The following is an 18,483-nucleotide window of genomic DNA, read 5'->3' on the forward strand; positions in this document are numbered from 1 at the left end:
GCCATAGGAACTGCTCGATGATCTTTAACTGTGATTGAAACTTCATTCCATGAAATAGTAAGCTCAGGTTCTTCTATATTGGTATGGCTAGCATGTTTAGGTACTTCTTTTTTAGTAACTTCGGCAAAGATGGAAACATCCGTTTTGTTTGACACTTCCAGTTCTGTTATTTTGCGGTGCCAATAATAATAAGCAAACCTAGATAGATTATTTTCTTCGCACCAGTCAGCGACTTTTTGATTGCTGCGTTTACAGTTATCAATTCTGGTCTTCCACAAAGCAATGGAATCTTTTGTTTTCATAATCTTTTCCTCCTTGTCTCCAAGGAAGCATATCATTTTTGCTTATGTTTTGGTAGGACGCCTGCTTTTGAAGCACTTACTAAATTACCAGTAAACATCCGAAAATTGGCGAAGCCAATAAAGATGGGTCGCATCTTTCTTAGAGTTGATTTTTATGACCAGCTCTTAAGACTTCATAATCTCCTGTTTCAGTGTCTAACTTATAGATGTTAAAATTGGTTTTGATGTCAAAACCTTGGTAGTGTTGTGCTAAGTTGAGTGAAGCTGACCCTTCTTGACCACTAACAATTCTGTGGAAAACATGGCGTGGCCACACCAACATGGCACCACCCTCATAGACCAGTTTTCCATTTTTGTGAATGCTGTTTTCAGTAACTGTGAAGTGTTCAATTTTACCATGTTCTGGTGTATAGATATCGACTTCCCTTTTGCCATGAAGGACGATAAGGTTATCTGCTTGGTGGGTATGCATGTACCAAGGTTGTTCAACATCTCCTACCGGTTCTGGTGACACAGCATTGCTTCTATGCAGCACTCGGTCTAATGAGTCAATCCTCGCTATGGTTTCAAGTGGGATTAAATCAAAGTTAACACCTTCAGTCTTTCGGAAGGTCTTAAATTCTATGATTTGATACAAGTCTTTAACTTCTTCAATAATGTTAACCATCACACAATCCTTTCAAGTCATATCATAACGATATGTTTATTTTATTTAGTATGCCCTAAATTCCTCGTGTTTTTTAATTAGCGTCTATAATCACAATTTCAGGAAGAATTAAGACTGTTACTTTCATAGTTTAACATTATATATCACCACCTTTCAATCCTTTTCGATAAATAGGTAATTGTGAAACTCATTAGTTAAGAATAGTTAAACTTCCAGAAAACTAAGTAGTGGATAAAATTCTATATCTGAACAAGCATTATTATTAACATGCGATTAATGGGTTCATGCTCTTGATATATTTATGATTTTGTATCTCGTCAGCAAGTATAACTGTGAGTAGTTGTGTGATTCCAGATAATAACAAGTTTGCATGTAATGTTTTAGTATTTTGAGTTTTACGATTAGCGATACAAAAACTATCTTTAAAATGATTGATGGTTTTTTCTACAACACCTCGTTCTTTATAGGTAGTAATCTAATTATCCGTACCGCGAATTGTAGCAGGATAAGTTCGAATATCTCTATCATAGCATGAATAGGTAAGATTGCATATGACGCCTTCTTTTGAAGCACTTACAACTCAATTTACAGAAGTGGGAATTTCATCCATAGCAGTTTCCACACAATATGAGAAAGAACCAAGAAGTCTTTATTGTAGAAAGCAATTTAAAACGCGTAATTCTAGATGCATCAGGTATATAATTAAAGGCACAGAAGTTCCGAAGTTCTTTAGGGAATTTAAGAAAAACAAGAAGTAAAGTATCGGTTGGAATAGAGAAAATTTTTTGAAGAATTAAAGCCCAAAGCATTGAATACAAATGATGATCTCTAGGACAACCGGTAGAAGTATAGTAGTTATTGTAAAAAGTTTGTGGAATTAATTCATCAAGATTTAGGTTCTCTTCAAGAAGAGAAAAACTTATGTTTATCAGTTTCAAAAAAAGTTGAACAATCGGAATAAATTTCAGCCCCAAAAAGCTGCTTATGTGTTAAAATAGACATATATAAATCCTTTCGGATTTTATGGTTGATTTGTTTATAACAATTCAATTTTACCATAATCTGGTGAGGAGTTATATTTTTTTTATGCAAAGAAAAATTCCGTAATGATTCGGGTTGTGGCGTTTCACAAACGTCTACTTATGTAATTTGGAAAAAGGGATATATAATGTTTATAATAAGTTTAAGAAGTAAAGCAACATCAAGTATTGTGTAAAATATCAAGAAATGATAGGATTTAACTGTGAGGGTATATAACAATGAATGATTGATGCAAGAAAAATCGGATTGCAGAAAGTTACGAATACATGTTTTGAACAAGGATGTATACCACATATCCTCAACATATAGGACATTATATGTAATATAATCCCTGAAAGATAAGGAGATTTTGAATTTGTCAAAAAAAGGAAAGCTTATTAATTTTTTGTGGAATTCTATACGAAACATCTTTGTATTAGAAGAACTAACATTCCAGAAGAAGATATATTTTTAGACCATGCAGGGTTTGACGCCTATGACAGTATGTATAGAGCAAAGGATGTTTTTTTAGTTGAGAAGGCAATAATTGTAACACAAGAACTTCATGTTAATCGAGCAGTTTATATCGCAAGACAAAAAGGCATAGAAGCATATGGTTACTCTGTGAATCAAGATAAGTATAAAAGCTTACTTCAAGTGAAATGGTTTTTAAGAGAGTTTCTTGATAGAGTAAAAGCATTCATTGATGTATCTATTAATGCTAAACCAAAATACTTAGGTAATGAGATTCCTATATCAGGTGATGGAAGGTTGAGTTGGGATATATTTGACGAATAGATACTAACTCAATGTCTTGACAGCGTTGAAGGTAAAACCATAGTAACAAAATAGAAAAATATATGCTAAATTTGAAGTTGGAGAGGAAAAAAGTGATGATCAATAAACTGCATACAGGTGAACTATATTTACCAAACGAAGATCGTATAGTAAAAGAACAGTTAAAGTGTTTAGAAAAATTATATGATTTTAATATAACAAGACCAAGTGAAATCGAAAAGCGCACAGAACTGCTTAAGGAAATGTTTGCGGAGATTGGTGACGGATGCTATATTGAGCCACCATTTCATTCTAATTTTGGCGGAAAACACTGTCACTTTGGAAAGAAGGTGTACGCGAACTTTAACCTTACCTGTGTTGACGATACGCACATATATATAGGTGATTATACGATGATTGGTCCCAATGTTGTTATAGCTACAGCTGGACACCCTATTCTTCCAGAGCTACGCGAACATGGATATCAATATAATATACCTGTGCATATTGGAAAAAATTGCTGGCTTGGTGCTGGCGTAATTATTGTGCCGGGAATTACAATCGGAGATCATGTTGTTATTGGTGCGGGTAGTATTGTTACAAAGAATATACCAAGTAATGTTATTGCAGTAGGTAATCCTTGCAAGGTCCTTAGAGAAGTTAATGAACATGATCGGGAATATTATTTCAAGCAACGAAGAATATCATTGAATTGATTTATTCAGAATACAGGTGACGCTATGAGAAATATACCTAATATTGTAACAATATCAAGGATCATGTTGTCGGTTCTAATTTTTTTATAAATCTGTATACAATATTATTTACCATGTTGTATATTATTTGTGGCTTGAGTGATATTGTATGTGAACCTTATTGCTTTGTTTTGATACAAAGTGGTCCCGGAGTATTAGGTTATATGGGGGTATTTGAGAGCTTAGAATATAGGAGAAGTAAATAATATAAATTATAAGGGAAAAGCATGATTGAAAAAAGTATGAATTATAATGAGTTTATTAGTCAGATTAAGAATGAAATTAAGGAATCACAAAATAATGCAATTTTATCCGTTAATAGGGAACTGCTATTGCTATATTGGAAAGTCGGAAGAAAAATATTGGTTAATGTAAACAGTGCTGATTGGGGAAGTAAGATCATCCCTAAATTGTCCAAAGAGTTAAAGCATTCATTTCCAGATTTAAAAGGATTTTCTGAGAGAAATCTTAAATACATGAGACGTTTAGCTGAAGAATACCCAGATTATTCAATTGTGCAACAGGTTGTTGCACAATTGTCTTGGTCTCATAATTTAGTATTACTTGACCGAATTAAAGATAAAAATGAACGTCAATGGTATATGACAAAAGCTATCGATAATAGATGGTCAAGAAATGTCTTGGTTCATCAGATTGAAAGCAATCTCTATGAGAGACAGCAACTAGTAGAAAAGACTTCAAACTATAGAGAGACTTTAGAAAGACCCAATAGTCTACTTGCAGTTGATGTGCTCAAAGATCCATACGTATTTGATTTTATAGCTTTCGAAGAAGATATGAAAGAGAAAGACATTGAAAAACAACTTGTTAAGAAGATTACAAACTTCCTGTTAGAGTTAGGCTCTGGATTTGCGTTTATAGGTAATCAGTACCATCTGAAAGTTGGAGAAGATGACTTTTATATTGATTTACTTTTTTACCATATTAAGCTGAAAAGTTATGTAGTAATCGAATTGAAGACAGGTAAGTTTAAAGCTGAGTATGCGGGGAAACTTAATTTCTATTTGTCAGCTATGGATGACATTATAAAGGATGAAGACGATAATCCGACAATTGGTATTATTTTATGTAAAGAAAAGAATAAGCTTGTTGCAGAGTATGCATTGAAAGATATGACCAAACCAATAGGAGTTAGTGATTATAAATTGTTAGAACGAGTTCCAGAGGAATTAGTAAGTAGTTTGCCATCTATAGAAGAACTGGAGAAAGAGTTGGAAGACATATAGGAATCAAAAAACTTTTGATAATGCGCCTGTTCTTAAAAACCAACTACTGTCAACCTGCTTTTAAAGCAACAAAATTAATTACCATGGAGGAAATATTATGGCGATGTTATGGTGTACATTACATGTAAAAAACTTAGACGCATCTATCAAATTCTACGAAACTTTTGTAGGACTATCTGTGAACAGACGGTTCGAGTCACGACCGGGTATTGAGATTGCTTTTTTGGGTGATGGAGAAACACAACTAGAATTAATAGATGCTGGAGACGGCGATACATTCCCGGTTAGTGATCAGATATCGATTGGTTTTTCAGTAGATTCTGTGGACGATAAGATTAAGCAGTTAAAGGAAGCAGGGATTGAGATATATAAAGAACCGGTGCAACCTAACCCTCATATACGATTCTTCTATATAAAAGATCCAAATGGCATAAGTGTTCAATTTGCACAGCAAATGTAATCGGTTTTAGATATCTTAGAGGCCAAATCATAATTTTCAAAAATAAAGAACTCCAATCGACCATTATTACTAAATAACTTTATAATAAAATATATAACTGTTATAATTGGTTAAAGGCTCAAAACTTAGTTTTGACCCTTTAACCATAATTAGATGATCACATTAAGAAAGGAGATATTTATGTTAAGCGAAAAACTATTAGCGGAATTAAATTTACAAATGAAGTATGAGTTCTATTCATCACATTTATACTTAGCCTATGCAGGATATGCATATAAAGAAGATTTAGAAGGATTTGCAAACTTTTTCATCGTTCAGGCTGAAGAAGAAAAGTTTCATGCCATGAAATTCTTTAATTATATTCAAGAAATGGATGGTATCATTGATTTTGATGCCTTAGAAAAGCCAAATGTTGATTTTAATAATATTACAGAATTAATGGTTGCATCACTTGAACATGAGAAATTCGTTACTTCAAGAATTTACACACTCATGAACATAGCCACAGAAGAAAAAGAATATGCAACAATTAGTTTCTTAAAATGGTTTATTGATGAACAGGTTGAAGAAGAAGCTACCTTCAAAAGTCTCATCAGTAAAATAAAGAGAGCTAAAGATAATCCAGTGTTGTTATATGATGTGGATGCCGAAATGAGCACACGTGTCTTTATACCACCGACTAAATAAGTGTTTCAATAGTAAAAGCCTAGCAGCGATTTATTTTCGCTTTTGGGCTTTTACTTTTTTTACAGACAATAAAACTGTATTTTCGGATATTGGTTGGCTTCCTTATCAGATATAATTAAACAGTAATCTAACAGAATCTAAAAAGAGATCTAAAAAGAGGATGTAGTCGTGAAAAAATTATTTATTGTATTATTGGTGCTATCAATGATGGTGATCGTGGTCGGATGTGGGAAAGAAGAAGGTCCAGTAGTGGAGAATCTTGATTCATCGGCTATATAAGCAACACCGGAAGTCGAGTAGAGAAAAGACCTAAAACTGATAGTGTATGCGGGTCTACAGGAAGATCATGCTAATTATGTAGGGTATCTTGGCATAAAGGGCAATAAAAAATGGTTAGAAGATAATAATCTTGAGTTGCCAAAAACATGGGATGACTTACTTAAGCCTGAGTTTAAAGGCAATATAGTAATAGCACACCCTGCATCCTCAAGTACAGCTTATAATTTCCTTGCAACCATTCTTCAAGTAAGCCGGATTTGAGTATTTACAGAAATTCAATGAGCAAGTCAGACAATATACAAAATCGGGTAGCACACCAGGGCGTATGGATGGAACAGGGGAAACCTCAATAGTTATAGGTTTTTTACATGATACCATCAAATACCAAGAAGAATGTTATGTTGATCTGATTTTTACTACAGCTGAAGAAGGAACAGGATATGAAATTGGTGCTGTAGGAATTATTAAAGGTGGACCGGATCAAGAAGCAGCTCAAATGTTTGTAGATTGGTGTTTGTCAAAAGAAGTTCAAAAAATGAGTGAAACAGTTGGTTCATTCCAGTTCTTAACACATGAAGATGCACTTCCACCTAATCAAGCAATCGTTCTAAAAGATACCAAATTAATTGAGTACGATGAAGTCTGGGCGGGCGACAATAGAGAATTGTTCCTTGAGAAATTCATGGAATTAACAAAAACAACACCCTCAACGGAGTAAATATAATTTGTGCATACCCTATAGAAGAAGCGGCGAGTGTCCTTGGAGCTTCAAGTAAAAAAAGTCTTTACATCCATCACATTCGAAGAAGCAGCAGCACCCTATGTACAAAACGGAGCGCCTATGGCGATGATCTATCCATCCGAAGACACGATAATACGACCTGACGGGGTAGTGATCATTAAGAACGCAAATAATATCGAAGGTGCTCAAAGGTTTATAAATTTTGTAACAAGTAAAGAGGTTCAAACACTTATTTCCTCAGAACTGAATCGTAGATCGATATGGGATGATATAGAGCCAGCTCAATCACTAAAGCCTTACTAGGAAATCAATATTATTGAAGATGATCAACAGTGGTCATCTCAAAATAAAACGGAAACTCTAAGTCAGTATCAAAATCTTTTCCTAGAAATCTACGGATAATATTGAAGAAAAAAGAAGAGAAAATAATGAAAAAAATCATTTATATCGAGATAAAAAAATCACTTATTATCTACTGTATTGGTTTTATAGTTATTAGTATTTTATCCATATATATGTTTTTAGGCCTATATACGAACCGAGTTGTGCGAAATAAGAACAATGAAGCCAAAGACTATGCGAGAAACTTTCTGGAAGAAGAATTTGAGTTATATAATAAGAATCTTAATACCTTAGAAAAGGAAAGTGCCATAAAAAACTTCTTAATGAATGGTAGGCAAGAGGAGAAAGTTTATGAATTATTGTATGATTTCATAAACAATCGTGAGGTGAAAAGTATTTTCTATCTTGTTGATACGTGAGGGAAAACGGTTTTAACCAAGAATTATGTGGCATCACCTTATAATAGTTATGAGATATTTGTCACAAGGATATTCAGCAATTAAAAAGCAGTCTGGACATAATCATCTATTGAAACAGCAAAGTCCAAATAGATATTACAAAACGAACCATTTATTCTATAGAAAAAGCCATGGTTATAGATGGGGAGATTATGGGGTACCTTGTTTTTGATCTTCTGGAAGCAGATTTACAGAAAATCATACATAACAGTGATGTCTCGATTTTTATACTTACAGATCAATATAATAATGTTATCATTACAACCAAAAGCCAGATTCTAGATAATATTGGAAAGATTAACATCGATAAAAAAAGGAATGCACTTTGGTTTAGAGGAAAAGAATATTATTATAGGCAGTCAGAATTACTAGATGGTAAGATGTACGTCTATACATTGTCAGAAATTGAAACAGTTAGGAATCTAATGAGCATCAGCACTATTTTTCTCATATGTATGCTGACAGGTCTTTCAATTCTCATTATGAAGTTAGCTGGATATGCCTCGAGGAAAAAGACAAAGTCAATCGAAGATCTAATCGGTTCTATAACCGCAGCACAACATGGTGATTTGAAGTCTTTTGTAACGATATAAAGTGATGATGAGTTTGAGATTATTGGTGAGCATTTTAATAAGATGCTCGTTGAAGTGAATGTTTTGATGACAAAAAATGATGAATTAAACAATCGTAACCGTATATCCCAGACAAAACAATTAGAATCACAGTTCAACCCACATTTTATTTTCAATACATTAGAAACGTTAAAATACCTTCTATTGGTTGATGAAAAAAAGCATCTGAAATGATTGTTAACTTTGCAAATATTCTAAGGTACAGTATTGACTATGAGAAAAACACCATTTCATTGATTGAAGATATTAAGTATCTCAATAGTTATCTAATGATTCAAAAATGCCGTTATAATAAAAGGTTGACCTATGATATCCATATAGATAAGGAAGCCAAACAATGTATCGTACTAAAACTCATTATGCAGCCTATTATTGAAAACTGTATTAACCATAGCTATAAGGGTAAAGATGCCCTTCACATTGATGTCAATATCAAGATTGTTGAGGACATGCTTATGATGGAGATGGTATGAGTGAAGAAGCATTAAATGATATAAGGCGACGCTTAGATGACGAACAACTTGTATCAAATAGTATTGGTCTCAATAACGTCAATAGAAGACTTAAGTTGCTCTATGGCTTAGACTGTGGATTGATCATTAAGAGTGAACTTGGAATAGGCACAACTATGATCATGAAAATGCCAAAGAAAGTTTGGTGAGGACATGTTTAGAGTCGTTATCGTTGAAGATGAAGATTTAATTTAGAAAAGGACTGATCTATTCATTTGATTGGATAACTATGATTGTATCGTAGTTGGTGAGAGTCCTAATGGAAAAATGGGGTGGAAGTCATCACAGAACTGAACTCGGATATTGTTATTACAGATATTAAGATGCCCTTTATGGACGGCCTGTAAATGCTAGAAGCTATTGAAAACAGAAGTTTTGAAACGGTCATTATAACAGGATATACTGAGTTTGAATACTCGAAAAAGGCCATTAAGTATCAAGTATCAGATTACTTGCTAAGGCAATTAATCATGATGAACTGGGTATGGTTGTAGAAAAATTGATTTATAAAATTAAGAATAAAAATATTATGACAACCCTCAAAAAACAGGTCAAGTCATTTTCAGACTTTACGTTATTAGAATCAGATGTTTATTTTAATGAATCAAACTATGAATGTAGATATATTCCGGATATGCTCAGATATATAGAAGATCATTATAATAAAAAAATAAGTATTGAGGATCTGGCAGATGAACTAGAACTGAGTACGACTTATTTAAGTCAAAAATTTAAAGAGGAAACCAAACATACTTTTAGTGACTTTTTGAACAAATATCGTATCCAGAAGTCTCTTGAACTCATGACATATGGTGATTATAAAATATATGAAATTGCCGAGAAAGTAGGTTTTTCCGAATATAAGTATTTTTCACAGGTTTTTAAAAATTATATGCAAAGCTCTCCAAGCGAGTTTGTGCAAAGCAATGTTTTTTTATGGGATAAGGTTTAAACCTTATCCCATTTCTATTGTCGTTCATTTGTTCACCAAACAAATGAAAAACTATCTTGATAAAGTTTACAAATAATGTTAAAATCAAAAGGTTGTTACTATTTTACTTATACGAAAGGTGAAATATAGCGTAATTATTTATTGATATAGTTAATATTTTAAATGAATATCAATTTGGCTTTTTAGCCATAGTAGAAATAAATAGCGATTATTAAGACTGAGGGGGTGAAGTTTTGATAAAAGATCTAATTAAAGTCGACAGAGACAGCACGCAATTGAGCTACGTATTAGAAGATGATCAGCTCTTTTATGAAGTGGGTTATAAAGTATTACATGGGCAAGAAAACGAGGCACTGGTAAAGTGTTTTAAAGTTACTCATAATGGTAAAATCAAGCTAATTTATAATATCTCTAACTATCAGACACTACAATCTGTAATGACAAAAATAACGGCAGAAGACTTTTTGGCGATACTACAAAAGCTTCTTGCTGTTATTATAGATGTAAAAAACAATGGTTTTCTAACTTGTGAGAATATTGACATGAGTTTAGAAAATATTTTTTTGAAAAAAAATATTTTTGACCCATGCTTCATTTATTTGCCAATAAATGGGAGCATATACAACCATCCAACAAATTTTGAAGAAACGATGAGAATGGAGATTTTGCAGGCGATCTCCGCCCACAACTTGAATACGAAAGCTATTATGGATTTTTCTTCGGATCTAAAAGCCGGTATACCACTTGAAGACATTGAGAACAGCTTGAAGTCACTTAACTTAAAATCATTTGGGACTAAGTTTGATTTTAATAAAGTTAAGAAAATTAAGGTAGAAACCCAGGACAACAAAAAACAGATACCAAAAACTAAAGCGACGCAATCGTCAGATAACGACATAAATCATGAAAATATGAAGTTAAAAAAGTTTGGATTAAGCAATGTGTTTTCGCCTAAAAAAAATACTAGTGTGCAGGTATTTAAGCCAACGCTATCGCTTATCGGAATCAACACACCAATTGAAGTGGAATTTAGTATTGATAAAATGGACTATGTGATTGGAAGCAGTCCCAAAACAGCAGATGGCAATATTGATTTTAACAAAGCCATTAGCAGATCCCATTGTAAAATAGTTTATAAAGATAACAATTATTATATTGTTGATATGGATAGTTCTAATGGTACTTATCTTAACAATGTGAAGATACATAAAGATCAGCAAGTCATGATTACAGATGGCGATAGAATTAAGTTGGCAAACAGTGAGTTTATTGTGGAATCAATATTGAAAGATCGATGAGGAAGGGGATGACATAATGGGTACTCCGGTCATAATACTGGTAGATTCAAATGAAAGGTATTTGGCACCACTAGAACTGAAATTGCTAGAAAAGTTTGGTGCAAATATTGATCTTCATATTATAACAGATCAGACATTTTTAACGTCATTTTTTAATTCACCTAGGAAAGTTGATGTATTAGTGATCAATGAAGAATGGTATTCTCCAGAGTTTGAAAGACATAGTATTGATTTTACGTTTATCCTATCAGAAGCAGAAGTTGATGAGAATCGTGATGATAAATGCCATAAGATCTATAAGTATACAAGTGTCATAAAGATATTGAACGACATTGTTGATAAGTCCAACCTAGAGGCCAATGATATCGCTTTAAATACACAAGTAATCATGGCCTATTCACCAATAGGAGGCGTAGGTAAAACAACGTTGGCCCTTGGGCTATGTGCAGCACTTTCCAAGCAGCATCGTCGGGTGTTGTATATGAATACAGAACCATTTCAGAGTTTTCAATTTATGTTAAAAGATAAGCGCTATTGCACAAATGGATTTGAGAAACTTCTAGGAACACGCCCTGAAAACATCATGAGAATCTTTCAAGGTGCGGTCGGAAAAGAATTATTTAATTATGTTCTACCCTTCAAACAAGCCACTTCGGCACTTGATATAGTAGCAGAAGACTATACATATCTATTAGATAGCATCAAAGCCAGTGGGCAATTTGAATATATTGTTATGGATTCGACTGTTGACTTTACAGTAGAAAAATCAATGATGATGCGTCATTGTGATAAAGTACTAATCGCTACCATGCAAGATGAGATATCGGTTATGAAGTTAGAACCCTTAATCAATAACATCGATTGTTCCAATCAAAATAAGTTTGTATTTGTATGTAACAAGTATAAAGAGAATGAAAAGAACTACCTTATAGAAGAGAAAATAGCCTCAAAATGTGTTATGAATGCTTATATTCATGATTTCCAAGAAGAGCCGGACCATCATAACATAGATTTTCTGGCAAACAATGCGTATTTGCAAAAGCTGGCCTATATATTTATATGATGGAGAGTGAATAGAAAATGGATACGATAATGATTGTACTAGATATGAAAAGAATCAATAGAAGCGTAGATCTTGAGGTTCCACTAGACATTACGGTAAATGACTTGGTTATAGGATTAAATAAGGCCTATGATTTGGGTATTGATATGGATCATATACCGGAATGTTTTTTAAAAACGGAAAATCCTATTGCTTTAATTAAAGGCAATAAAACATTAAGAGCGTGTAAATTACGAAATGGTACAATAATTAATTTTACGAGATAGCTTGGGGTGATTGAGTTGAACAGTAACAAATATAAGGTGGTTATAATCGGTAAGAAGGTCTATAAAGAATATCCGTTATCGAATGAAGACCAATTGATAAAGATTGGTACATCAAAGGATGCTCAAGTGAGATTTAATAAGAGCTTGTTTTTTGAAGAATTTGATCTTCATATCGAAAAAACAGCCGATGGCTGGAGCATAAGTTGTGAGGAAGATATTTATTTTACGACAGATGGTATTTTGAAAATATTTTCCAAAAACTTACAACACGGTGATGAGATTGTGATTAAGTATCAGAGCTCTAATATTGAAATCATAAGACTCAACTTTTTTATTGATTTTGATAGCGTAGAGAAAAATTATGAAAGGGTCATTGATATAGATAAAATTGAGAGCATATCGATTGGTGGTTCTGAAAAATGTGATATCTGCATTAAGGATCCTTTAATAGAAAAGGATAGCATAACCCTTTCTTATCGTAACGCCCAATACTATATTTACGATAATGATGCTAAATATGGTGTGTTTTTAAACAACCAAAAAATTAAGGGGATGGCAAAGCTTCAAGATCAAGATTTCTTTATGATTATTGGGTATAGCTTCTACATAAAAGACAAAAAATTGTATGCATCCAAAACAGATCATTTAGTTGTGAATCAATTAAATTACGTAGATATAGCACAACAACAAAGTGCTTTTACATATCCTAAGTTTAATCTGAATACAAGAGTCAAGTATGTTATTCCAAGTGAGCCCATTGAGATATTGTTACCTCAACCATTACAAGAGCCGCCAAAGACGAATATTTTCTTGACCTTAGCACCGGCTATCGTCATGTTAGGTGTAACAATTGTATTAAGGGGCTTTTTAGGAAGTGGTGGTACTTTTGTTATATACAGTGTCATTTCTATGACGATGGGGATGATTATGTCCGTTGTCAATGTGATTAACAATAAGAAGCAATACAGGGAAAAGATAAAAGAGAGAAAAGAGAATTATGAAAGCTATATTAAAAGAAAAGAAAAAATAATACTAAAATCCAGACAAAAAGAATTAGATGTTCTGCAAAATATATATAAGCCCCTTGAGCAAAACATAGAGGATGCTTATGCATTCAAGAAAGAATTATTTGAAAAAGATCACTTAGATGAAGATTTCCTTCATGTGCGTATAGGTACAGGTGTCGTAGAAGCTAATTGTAAAGTAACCTATAATAAACAAGATTACATAGATACAAAAGATGCGCTTGTGAATATTCCGGAAGAAATCGAGCTCAAGCATAGGTTTATTGAAGAAGCACCTATTATCACCAAACTATCTGAAGCAAATGCTGTGGGTATTGTAGGAACAAAAGAACAACGCTATAAAGTACTGAAAAACATTACCCTAGATCTAAGCATACGTCATTTTTATAAACAAGTTAAACTTTTTTATATGTTTAGTCAAGAAGATGTCGAACAATTTTCTTGGATAAGGTGGTTACGTCATGTTGAAAATGATGCCTTAGGTGTTAGAAATCTTATCTATGATGAAGACAGTAAGAATCTATTGTTTGAACATCTATATATGGAGCTTTCAAGACGTGAAAGCATTAAAGAAAACAATGATTATTTCAATACCCAGTATGTCATATTTGTATTTGATAACAAAGGCATAAAACAGCATCCAATTTCAAAATATATTAAATCCGCTAGATCATTTGGCTTTACATTTATATTTTTTGAGAATAGTGAAGATCTCTTGCCACAAGGTTGTACAGAAATTATTCGTTTATCACAGTATGAAAACAGTGGAGATCTTCTATACAGTATCAATGGAAAAAATATATCTCGATTCTTTTATGAACCGGTGCAAGACACGATAGCGGAAGAAATTGCAATAAAACTAACAAGTGTCTATGTGGATGAAGTCAGCTTAGAGGGTCAGCTCACCAAAAATATATCCTTGTTTGAATTGCTTAATATATTTTCCGTTAACGATTTGGATATCCATGCAAGGTGGTCTAATTCTAGGGTCTATGATAGTATGGCAGCCCCATTAGGTGTTAAGACAAAAAATCAGGTGGTATCTTTAGATCTACATGAGAAATATCAAGGACCACATGGTTTGGTAGCAGGGACCACCGGTTCCGGTAAAAGTGAGATTCTGCAAAGCTACATCTTATCAATGGCAACTTTATTCCATCCATATGAAGTGGGCTTTGTCATTATCGACTTCAAAGGCGGTGGCATGGTTAACCAATTTAATAATCTACCCCACTTAATTGGTTCCATTACCAATATTGATGGCAGAGAGATAGACAGATCATTGAACTCAATCAAAGCAGAATTAAGAAAGCGACAAGAGCTTTTTGCTCAATATGGTGTTAATCATGTCAACCAGTACATAAAAAAGTTCAAAGAAGGAAAAACAAGTCAACCATTGCCCCACCTAATACTCATAGTGGATGAATTTGCAGAGCTAAAAAGTGACCATCCGGAATTTATGAAAGAGTTGGTCAGTGCAGCAAGAATTGGGCGAAGCCTTGGGGTACATTTGATTCTTGCTACCCAAAAGCCATCAGGGGTTGTAGATGATCAGATATGGAGTAACTCAAAGTTCAAACTATGCTTAAAAGTACAAACCAAGCAAGATAGTAATGAAGTCTTAAAAACCCCTCTTGCAGCAGAGATCAAAGAACCGGGTAGGGCGTATCTACAAGTGGGTAACAATGAGTTGTTTGAACTTTTTCAATCAGCCTATAGTGGTGCAGCAGCAGAAACAGATGATGAAGAGAATCATACAGAATACACCATAAATGAAGTATCCCTATCCGGGAAGAAAACCACTGTGTTTGAACAAAAGAAGAATAGAAGCAATGCGAAGAGTTTAACACAACTCGAAGCGGTTGTTCAGTATATCAGTGAGTACTGTGAAAACAGTGGGATAAAGCGTTTGCCGGGTATATGTCTACCACCACTACCCGATGTAATCAGGTTCAGCGAAGGCGATTCATATGTTAAAGAAGGCATGGATATAAAAATAGCCATTGGCATCTACGATGACCCCTCTCACCAACGACAGGAAAAGGTAATATTAAACATCACAGAAGCACATACCTTTATTGTTGGGTCATCTCAATATGGTAAAACCAACATATTACAAACCATTATAAGAGCACTTGCTCAAACCTATTCACCAAGTGAAGTTAATATCTACTTACTTGATTTTGCTTCAATGATACTAAAAAGCTTTGGAGAGCTTCATCATATTGGCGGCGTCCTGACCGTATCTAATGATGAAAATATGAAGCATTTTATTAAGATGACAAGTAGTGAGATTATCAATAGAAAAGAAACCCTCTCCAAACTAGGACTTAGTTCCTTTGGTTCTTATAAAGAAGCAGGCTATCAAGATCTGCCTCAAATTGTCATTCTAATTGATAACTTTACAGCATTCAAAGAATTGTTTGGTCAATACGATGAAGATATGCTGAACATCTGTAGAGAGGGAATAGCCGTTGGTATATCGGTTGTTATATCCAATGTACAGACGTCCGGTATTGGGTATAAATATTTATCAAACTTCTCAAGTCGTATTGCGCTAAGCTGTAATGACACAGGTGAATACAGCAACTTATTAGATCGGTGCCGTATGAAGCCAAAAAATATTGCAGGACGCGCATTAATTGAAATCGATAAAACCATATATGAGTTCCAGAACTATCTCGGGTTTGATGGTGAAAAGGAAATTGAAAGAGTAAAAGATATGAAGAAATTCATTGAAAATACGAATTTGATGTATCCGGGTGAAAAAGCCAGACAAATTCCACAAGTGCCACGACCACTCACCTTAGAAACTCTGGCAGAAGGTTTTATGCCAATGAATCTTAGACCTTATGAAGTTTGTATTGGAATCGATTATGATAAAGTTGAAATGGCGACAATTGATTTTGAGAAGATTGGTACATTACTCATTTCAGGTAGAGAAAAGAGTGGGAAAACTAATTTTCTAAAAATAGTTCTTGATCAATTTCAGAAGAATATACTAATACAGCCTACGAAAGCTTTCATTATTGATACGATTGATCGACAACTAAAAGACCTTGGTAATCTGGGATGTGTTGAAAAATATTCAATAGATGTACATGATATAGAAAGCATACTAGACACTGTTTACGATGAACTCTTAGAAAGACAACAAGACTTAATGAGTAATACTTCAGAATCGCTTGATGAAAAACCATTGCTGCTTATAATAATTCAAAATCAAGATGTATTAAGTTTGATGAGTTCAAGCAAAGAAATAATGGAGTTATATAAAAAGATTACACAACAACTCAAAGCATTAAAAGTCTGCTTTTTATTCGCGAATGTTGAGAATACAGCAGTAACATATAGCTCAACTGAGATATGTAAGATTCTTAAAGAAAACAGAAAAGCATTAATATTTGATGACATTTCTAATCATAGGTTCTTAGAAATACCAATAAATATTCAAAGAGATTACAAAAAACCGATTGAAGTTGGTGATGCTTATTACATTACCAACAGTGACACATCAAAAATCAAGACAATAAGTATGACATAGGGAGGGTTAGTTAATGGCGTCAAATACAAAAAGTTCAGAAGCATACGTAGAAAAATTATTTACAGGAGACATGACAGAAGCTGCATTAGAATTTAGGAATAACATTGATGAATTTGATGATGCGAAGCGACTTGTTGAAAGAGCGACAACAAAGCTTCTTTCAACTTGGGTAGGGAGAGGTAGAAATATGTTCGAAACCCAACACACATTATTATTTGGACAGCTAGGAGACATTCAAGACACGTTATATGACATATACGAAGCATTAGTAGATAGTCAAACAAACTACTATAATACAGACGAAGAATTAAGAAAGCAAATAAAATTATCAATAGATTAATTGATTAGGAGGGTACAGATATGTCCGCGTTATTAAGTCGGTTAAAAAGAGAGCGTAGAGATAAAAAAGACTTATTATCGATCCAAGAAAAGAGACTGTCAAAATTGCAGAATATATATAGTGATTTTGATTACAAGTTTTACAAGGATATAACAGATGTGAATAATCGCATTAATAAATGTATTGAAACATTACAAGAGGGCATTATAAATCATGAAAAAACCTATAGTAATATGGATGCGATACTATGTGATAAAGAATTAGCGGCTCATTCAGACAATAACATGTCATCATCTAGATTAAATATTAGTAAGGAAATGCAAAATGTCAACAATACAATCACAGATCTTAATAATAGTATCCGTAATTTGAATCGAAGAATCAGTGAAGAAGAAGCAGCAAAACGAAGAAGAATGGCCAGTCAAGTATTAGGTACATTTGGCTTAAAATAAAGGGGAAACAAGATGAGCGTATTGGTATTGAATTACAGTGAATTAAGCTCAAGTATCAAAAATGCTAACAAAGCGGCCAATCAAGCAAGAGATTATGGGGACACCATTAAAAAAACAATATGCAAAAAAATCTCGAGCCTACCAGGGGGTAGTACTAATAATACAAGTAATGCAGACTGGTTTGGTGAATAAATAAGTTGAGGGGATTTATATGGAGGATCAGTTAAAGGATAAAAAAATCAAAAAGAGCCTAATTAAGCTAAAACCAATGATTATAGGGATATCAATTATTATCAGTATATTAATCGGACTACAGATTATTTTCTATGCCAGGCTAATGATACCGCAGCTAATGAGTGATGGTATTGATTATACGACTGAACCAGCAACCCTTTCACCAGACAGTGAAGTGGTTAGACTGCTGGAAAATTCAAATGGCTTAAACGTAAAAGAACTTCATAATTTAGGCGATGAAATGTATGAGCAAAAAAAGTATAAAGAAGCGTATAACATATATAAGCTAGCTGGAGAAAAAGATAAGAATCAGGCAACATTAATGTATGCAGAAATGGCCAACTGTTATGGATTTGTAATGAATTTTGAGGAAACTGTTAAGCTGGCTGAAAAATCATTATCAATGATAAATGATTCAACGCGAGCAGA

At 33.5% G+C, this 18,483-nt stretch carries 24 protein-coding genes and 1 pseudogene; 22 read left to right on the forward strand and 3 right to left on the reverse strand.

Going from position 1 to position 18,483, the window contains the following annotated elements; translation table 11 throughout:
- The 3 genes from tnpA to AC6F8J_RS04810 form a co-directional block, all read right to left on the reverse strand.
- Window positions 1-302: IS66 family insertion sequence element accessory protein TnpA (tnpA, locus tag AC6F8J_RS04800; protein WP_500721425.1), on the reverse strand; the 302-nt coding region annotated here is incomplete at its 3' end.
- 139 nt (window positions 303-441) lie between these two features.
- Complete coding sequence (locus tag AC6F8J_RS04805) at window positions 442-969, reverse strand: hypothetical protein (RefSeq protein WP_500721426.1); 528 nt, start codon at window positions 967-969, stop codon at window positions 442-444.
- 602 nt (window positions 970-1,571) lie between these two features.
- On the reverse strand, window positions 1,572-1,943 hold the full coding sequence (locus AC6F8J_RS04810; RefSeq protein ID WP_500721427.1) for a transposase: 372 nt from the start codon (window positions 1,941-1,943) through the stop codon (window positions 1,572-1,574).
- Between the two features lie 454 nt (window positions 1,944-2,397).
- On the opposite strand from AC6F8J_RS04810, the gene AC6F8J_RS04815 reads away from it, so the two are divergent.
- The 22 genes and pseudogenes from AC6F8J_RS04815 to AC6F8J_RS04920 form a co-directional block, all read left to right on the forward strand.
- Window positions 2,398-2,787 carry an ElyC/SanA/YdcF family protein gene (locus AC6F8J_RS04815; protein WP_500721429.1) on the forward strand — a complete coding sequence of 130 codons (390 nt, stop codon included), beginning with the start codon at window positions 2,398-2,400 and terminating at the stop codon, window positions 2,785-2,787.
- 95 nt (window positions 2,788-2,882) lie between these two features.
- Entirely contained in the window at window positions 2,883-3,482 is a 600-nt protein-coding gene (locus tag AC6F8J_RS04820) for a DapH/DapD/GlmU-related protein (RefSeq protein WP_500721430.1), read from the forward strand.
- 266 nt (window positions 3,483-3,748) lie between these two features.
- Window positions 3,749-4,768: a PDDEXK nuclease domain-containing protein gene (locus AC6F8J_RS04825; protein ID WP_500721432.1), complete on the forward strand. Its 1,020-nt coding sequence runs from the start codon at window positions 3,749-3,751 to the stop codon at window positions 4,766-4,768.
- 97 nt (window positions 4,769-4,865) lie between these two features.
- Entirely contained in the window at window positions 4,866-5,228 is a 363-nt protein-coding gene (locus AC6F8J_RS04830; RefSeq protein WP_500721433.1) for a VOC family protein, read from the forward strand.
- 180 nt (window positions 5,229-5,408) lie between these two features.
- Window positions 5,409-5,915, forward strand: a complete 507-nt coding sequence (locus AC6F8J_RS04835; RefSeq protein ID WP_500721434.1) for a ferritin-like domain-containing protein — start codon at window positions 5,409-5,411, stop codon at window positions 5,913-5,915.
- Window positions 5,916-6,236: 321 nt separating this feature from the next.
- A complete protein-coding gene (locus tag AC6F8J_RS04840; RefSeq protein WP_500721436.1) occupies window positions 6,237-6,455 on the forward strand; it encodes an ABC transporter substrate-binding protein in 219 nt (72 codons plus the stop codon).
- Between the two features lie 64 nt (window positions 6,456-6,519).
- Window positions 6,520-6,912: a type 2 periplasmic-binding domain-containing protein gene (locus tag AC6F8J_RS04845; RefSeq protein WP_500721437.1), complete on the forward strand. Its 393-nt coding sequence runs from the start codon at window positions 6,520-6,522 to the stop codon at window positions 6,910-6,912.
- A gap of 42 nt (window positions 6,913-6,954) precedes the next feature.
- Window positions 6,955-7,239 carry an extracellular solute-binding protein gene (locus AC6F8J_RS04850; RefSeq protein WP_500721438.1) on the forward strand — a complete coding sequence of 95 codons (285 nt, stop codon included), beginning with the start codon at window positions 6,955-6,957 and terminating at the stop codon, window positions 7,237-7,239.
- A gap of 125 nt (window positions 7,240-7,364) precedes the next feature.
- Complete coding sequence (locus AC6F8J_RS04855; RefSeq protein WP_500721440.1) at window positions 7,365-7,697, forward strand: hypothetical protein; 333 nt, start codon at window positions 7,365-7,367, stop codon at window positions 7,695-7,697.
- 191 nt (window positions 7,698-7,888) lie between these two features.
- The gene (locus tag AC6F8J_RS04860; RefSeq protein ID WP_500721441.1) at window positions 7,889-8,329 is read left to right on the forward strand and encodes a hypothetical protein; all 441 of its coding nucleotides are present in this window, start codon (window positions 7,889-7,891) and stop codon (window positions 8,327-8,329) included.
- 66 nt (window positions 8,330-8,395) lie between these two features.
- Window positions 8,396-8,841: pseudogene (locus AC6F8J_RS04865) on the forward strand (sensor histidine kinase).
- Window positions 8,838-9,029, forward strand: coding sequence for a sensor histidine kinase (locus tag AC6F8J_RS04870; RefSeq protein ID WP_500721442.1), 192 nt, complete (start codon window positions 8,838-8,840; stop codon window positions 9,027-9,029). Before AC6F8J_RS04865 ends, AC6F8J_RS04870 begins: the two are co-directional and overlap by 4 nt.
- Window positions 9,030-9,227: 198 nt before the next feature.
- Window positions 9,228-9,374 carry a hypothetical protein gene (locus AC6F8J_RS04875; protein WP_500721444.1) on the forward strand — a complete coding sequence of 49 codons (147 nt, stop codon included), beginning with the start codon at window positions 9,228-9,230 and terminating at the stop codon, window positions 9,372-9,374.
- Window positions 9,365-9,832 (forward strand): helix-turn-helix domain-containing protein, encoded by a 468-nt coding sequence (locus tag AC6F8J_RS04880; RefSeq protein WP_500721445.1) that lies wholly within the window; start codon window positions 9,365-9,367, stop codon window positions 9,830-9,832. Before AC6F8J_RS04875 ends, AC6F8J_RS04880 begins: the two co-directional genes overlap by 10 nt.
- Window positions 9,833-10,065: 233 nt before the next feature.
- A complete protein-coding gene (locus tag AC6F8J_RS04885; protein ID WP_500721446.1) occupies window positions 10,066-11,130 on the forward strand; it encodes an FHA domain-containing protein in 1,065 nt (354 codons plus the stop codon).
- A 16-nt stretch (window positions 11,131-11,146) separates the two neighbouring features.
- Window positions 11,147-12,193, forward strand: a complete 1,047-nt coding sequence (locus AC6F8J_RS04890; RefSeq protein WP_500721448.1) for an AAA family ATPase — start codon at window positions 11,147-11,149, stop codon at window positions 12,191-12,193.
- A 17-nt stretch (window positions 12,194-12,210) separates the two neighbouring features.
- Complete coding sequence (locus tag AC6F8J_RS04895; RefSeq protein WP_500721449.1) at window positions 12,211-12,459, forward strand: EsaB/YukD family protein; 249 nt, start codon at window positions 12,211-12,213, stop codon at window positions 12,457-12,459.
- A gap of 6 nt (window positions 12,460-12,465) precedes the next feature.
- On the forward strand, window positions 12,466-17,028 hold the full coding sequence (essC, locus tag AC6F8J_RS04900) for a type VII secretion protein EssC (protein ID WP_500721450.1): 4,563 nt from the start codon (window positions 12,466-12,468) through the stop codon (window positions 17,026-17,028).
- A gap of 13 nt (window positions 17,029-17,041) precedes the next feature.
- Window positions 17,042-17,368 carry a WXG100 family type VII secretion target gene (locus AC6F8J_RS04905; RefSeq protein WP_500721452.1) on the forward strand — a complete coding sequence of 109 codons (327 nt, stop codon included), beginning with the start codon at window positions 17,042-17,044 and terminating at the stop codon, window positions 17,366-17,368.
- A gap of 20 nt (window positions 17,369-17,388) precedes the next feature.
- Window positions 17,389-17,820 (forward strand): hypothetical protein, encoded by a 432-nt coding sequence (locus AC6F8J_RS04910; protein ID WP_500721453.1) that lies wholly within the window; start codon window positions 17,389-17,391, stop codon window positions 17,818-17,820.
- A 12-nt stretch (window positions 17,821-17,832) separates the two neighbouring features.
- Complete coding sequence (locus AC6F8J_RS04915) at window positions 17,833-18,012, forward strand: hypothetical protein (RefSeq protein ID WP_500721455.1); 180 nt, start codon at window positions 17,833-17,835, stop codon at window positions 18,010-18,012.
- A gap of 19 nt (window positions 18,013-18,031) precedes the next feature.
- The coding region (locus AC6F8J_RS04920) for a hypothetical protein (protein WP_500721456.1) at window positions 18,032-18,483 on the forward strand (452 nt) is incomplete at its 3' end.

The organism is Petrocella sp., assembly GCF_059865615.1.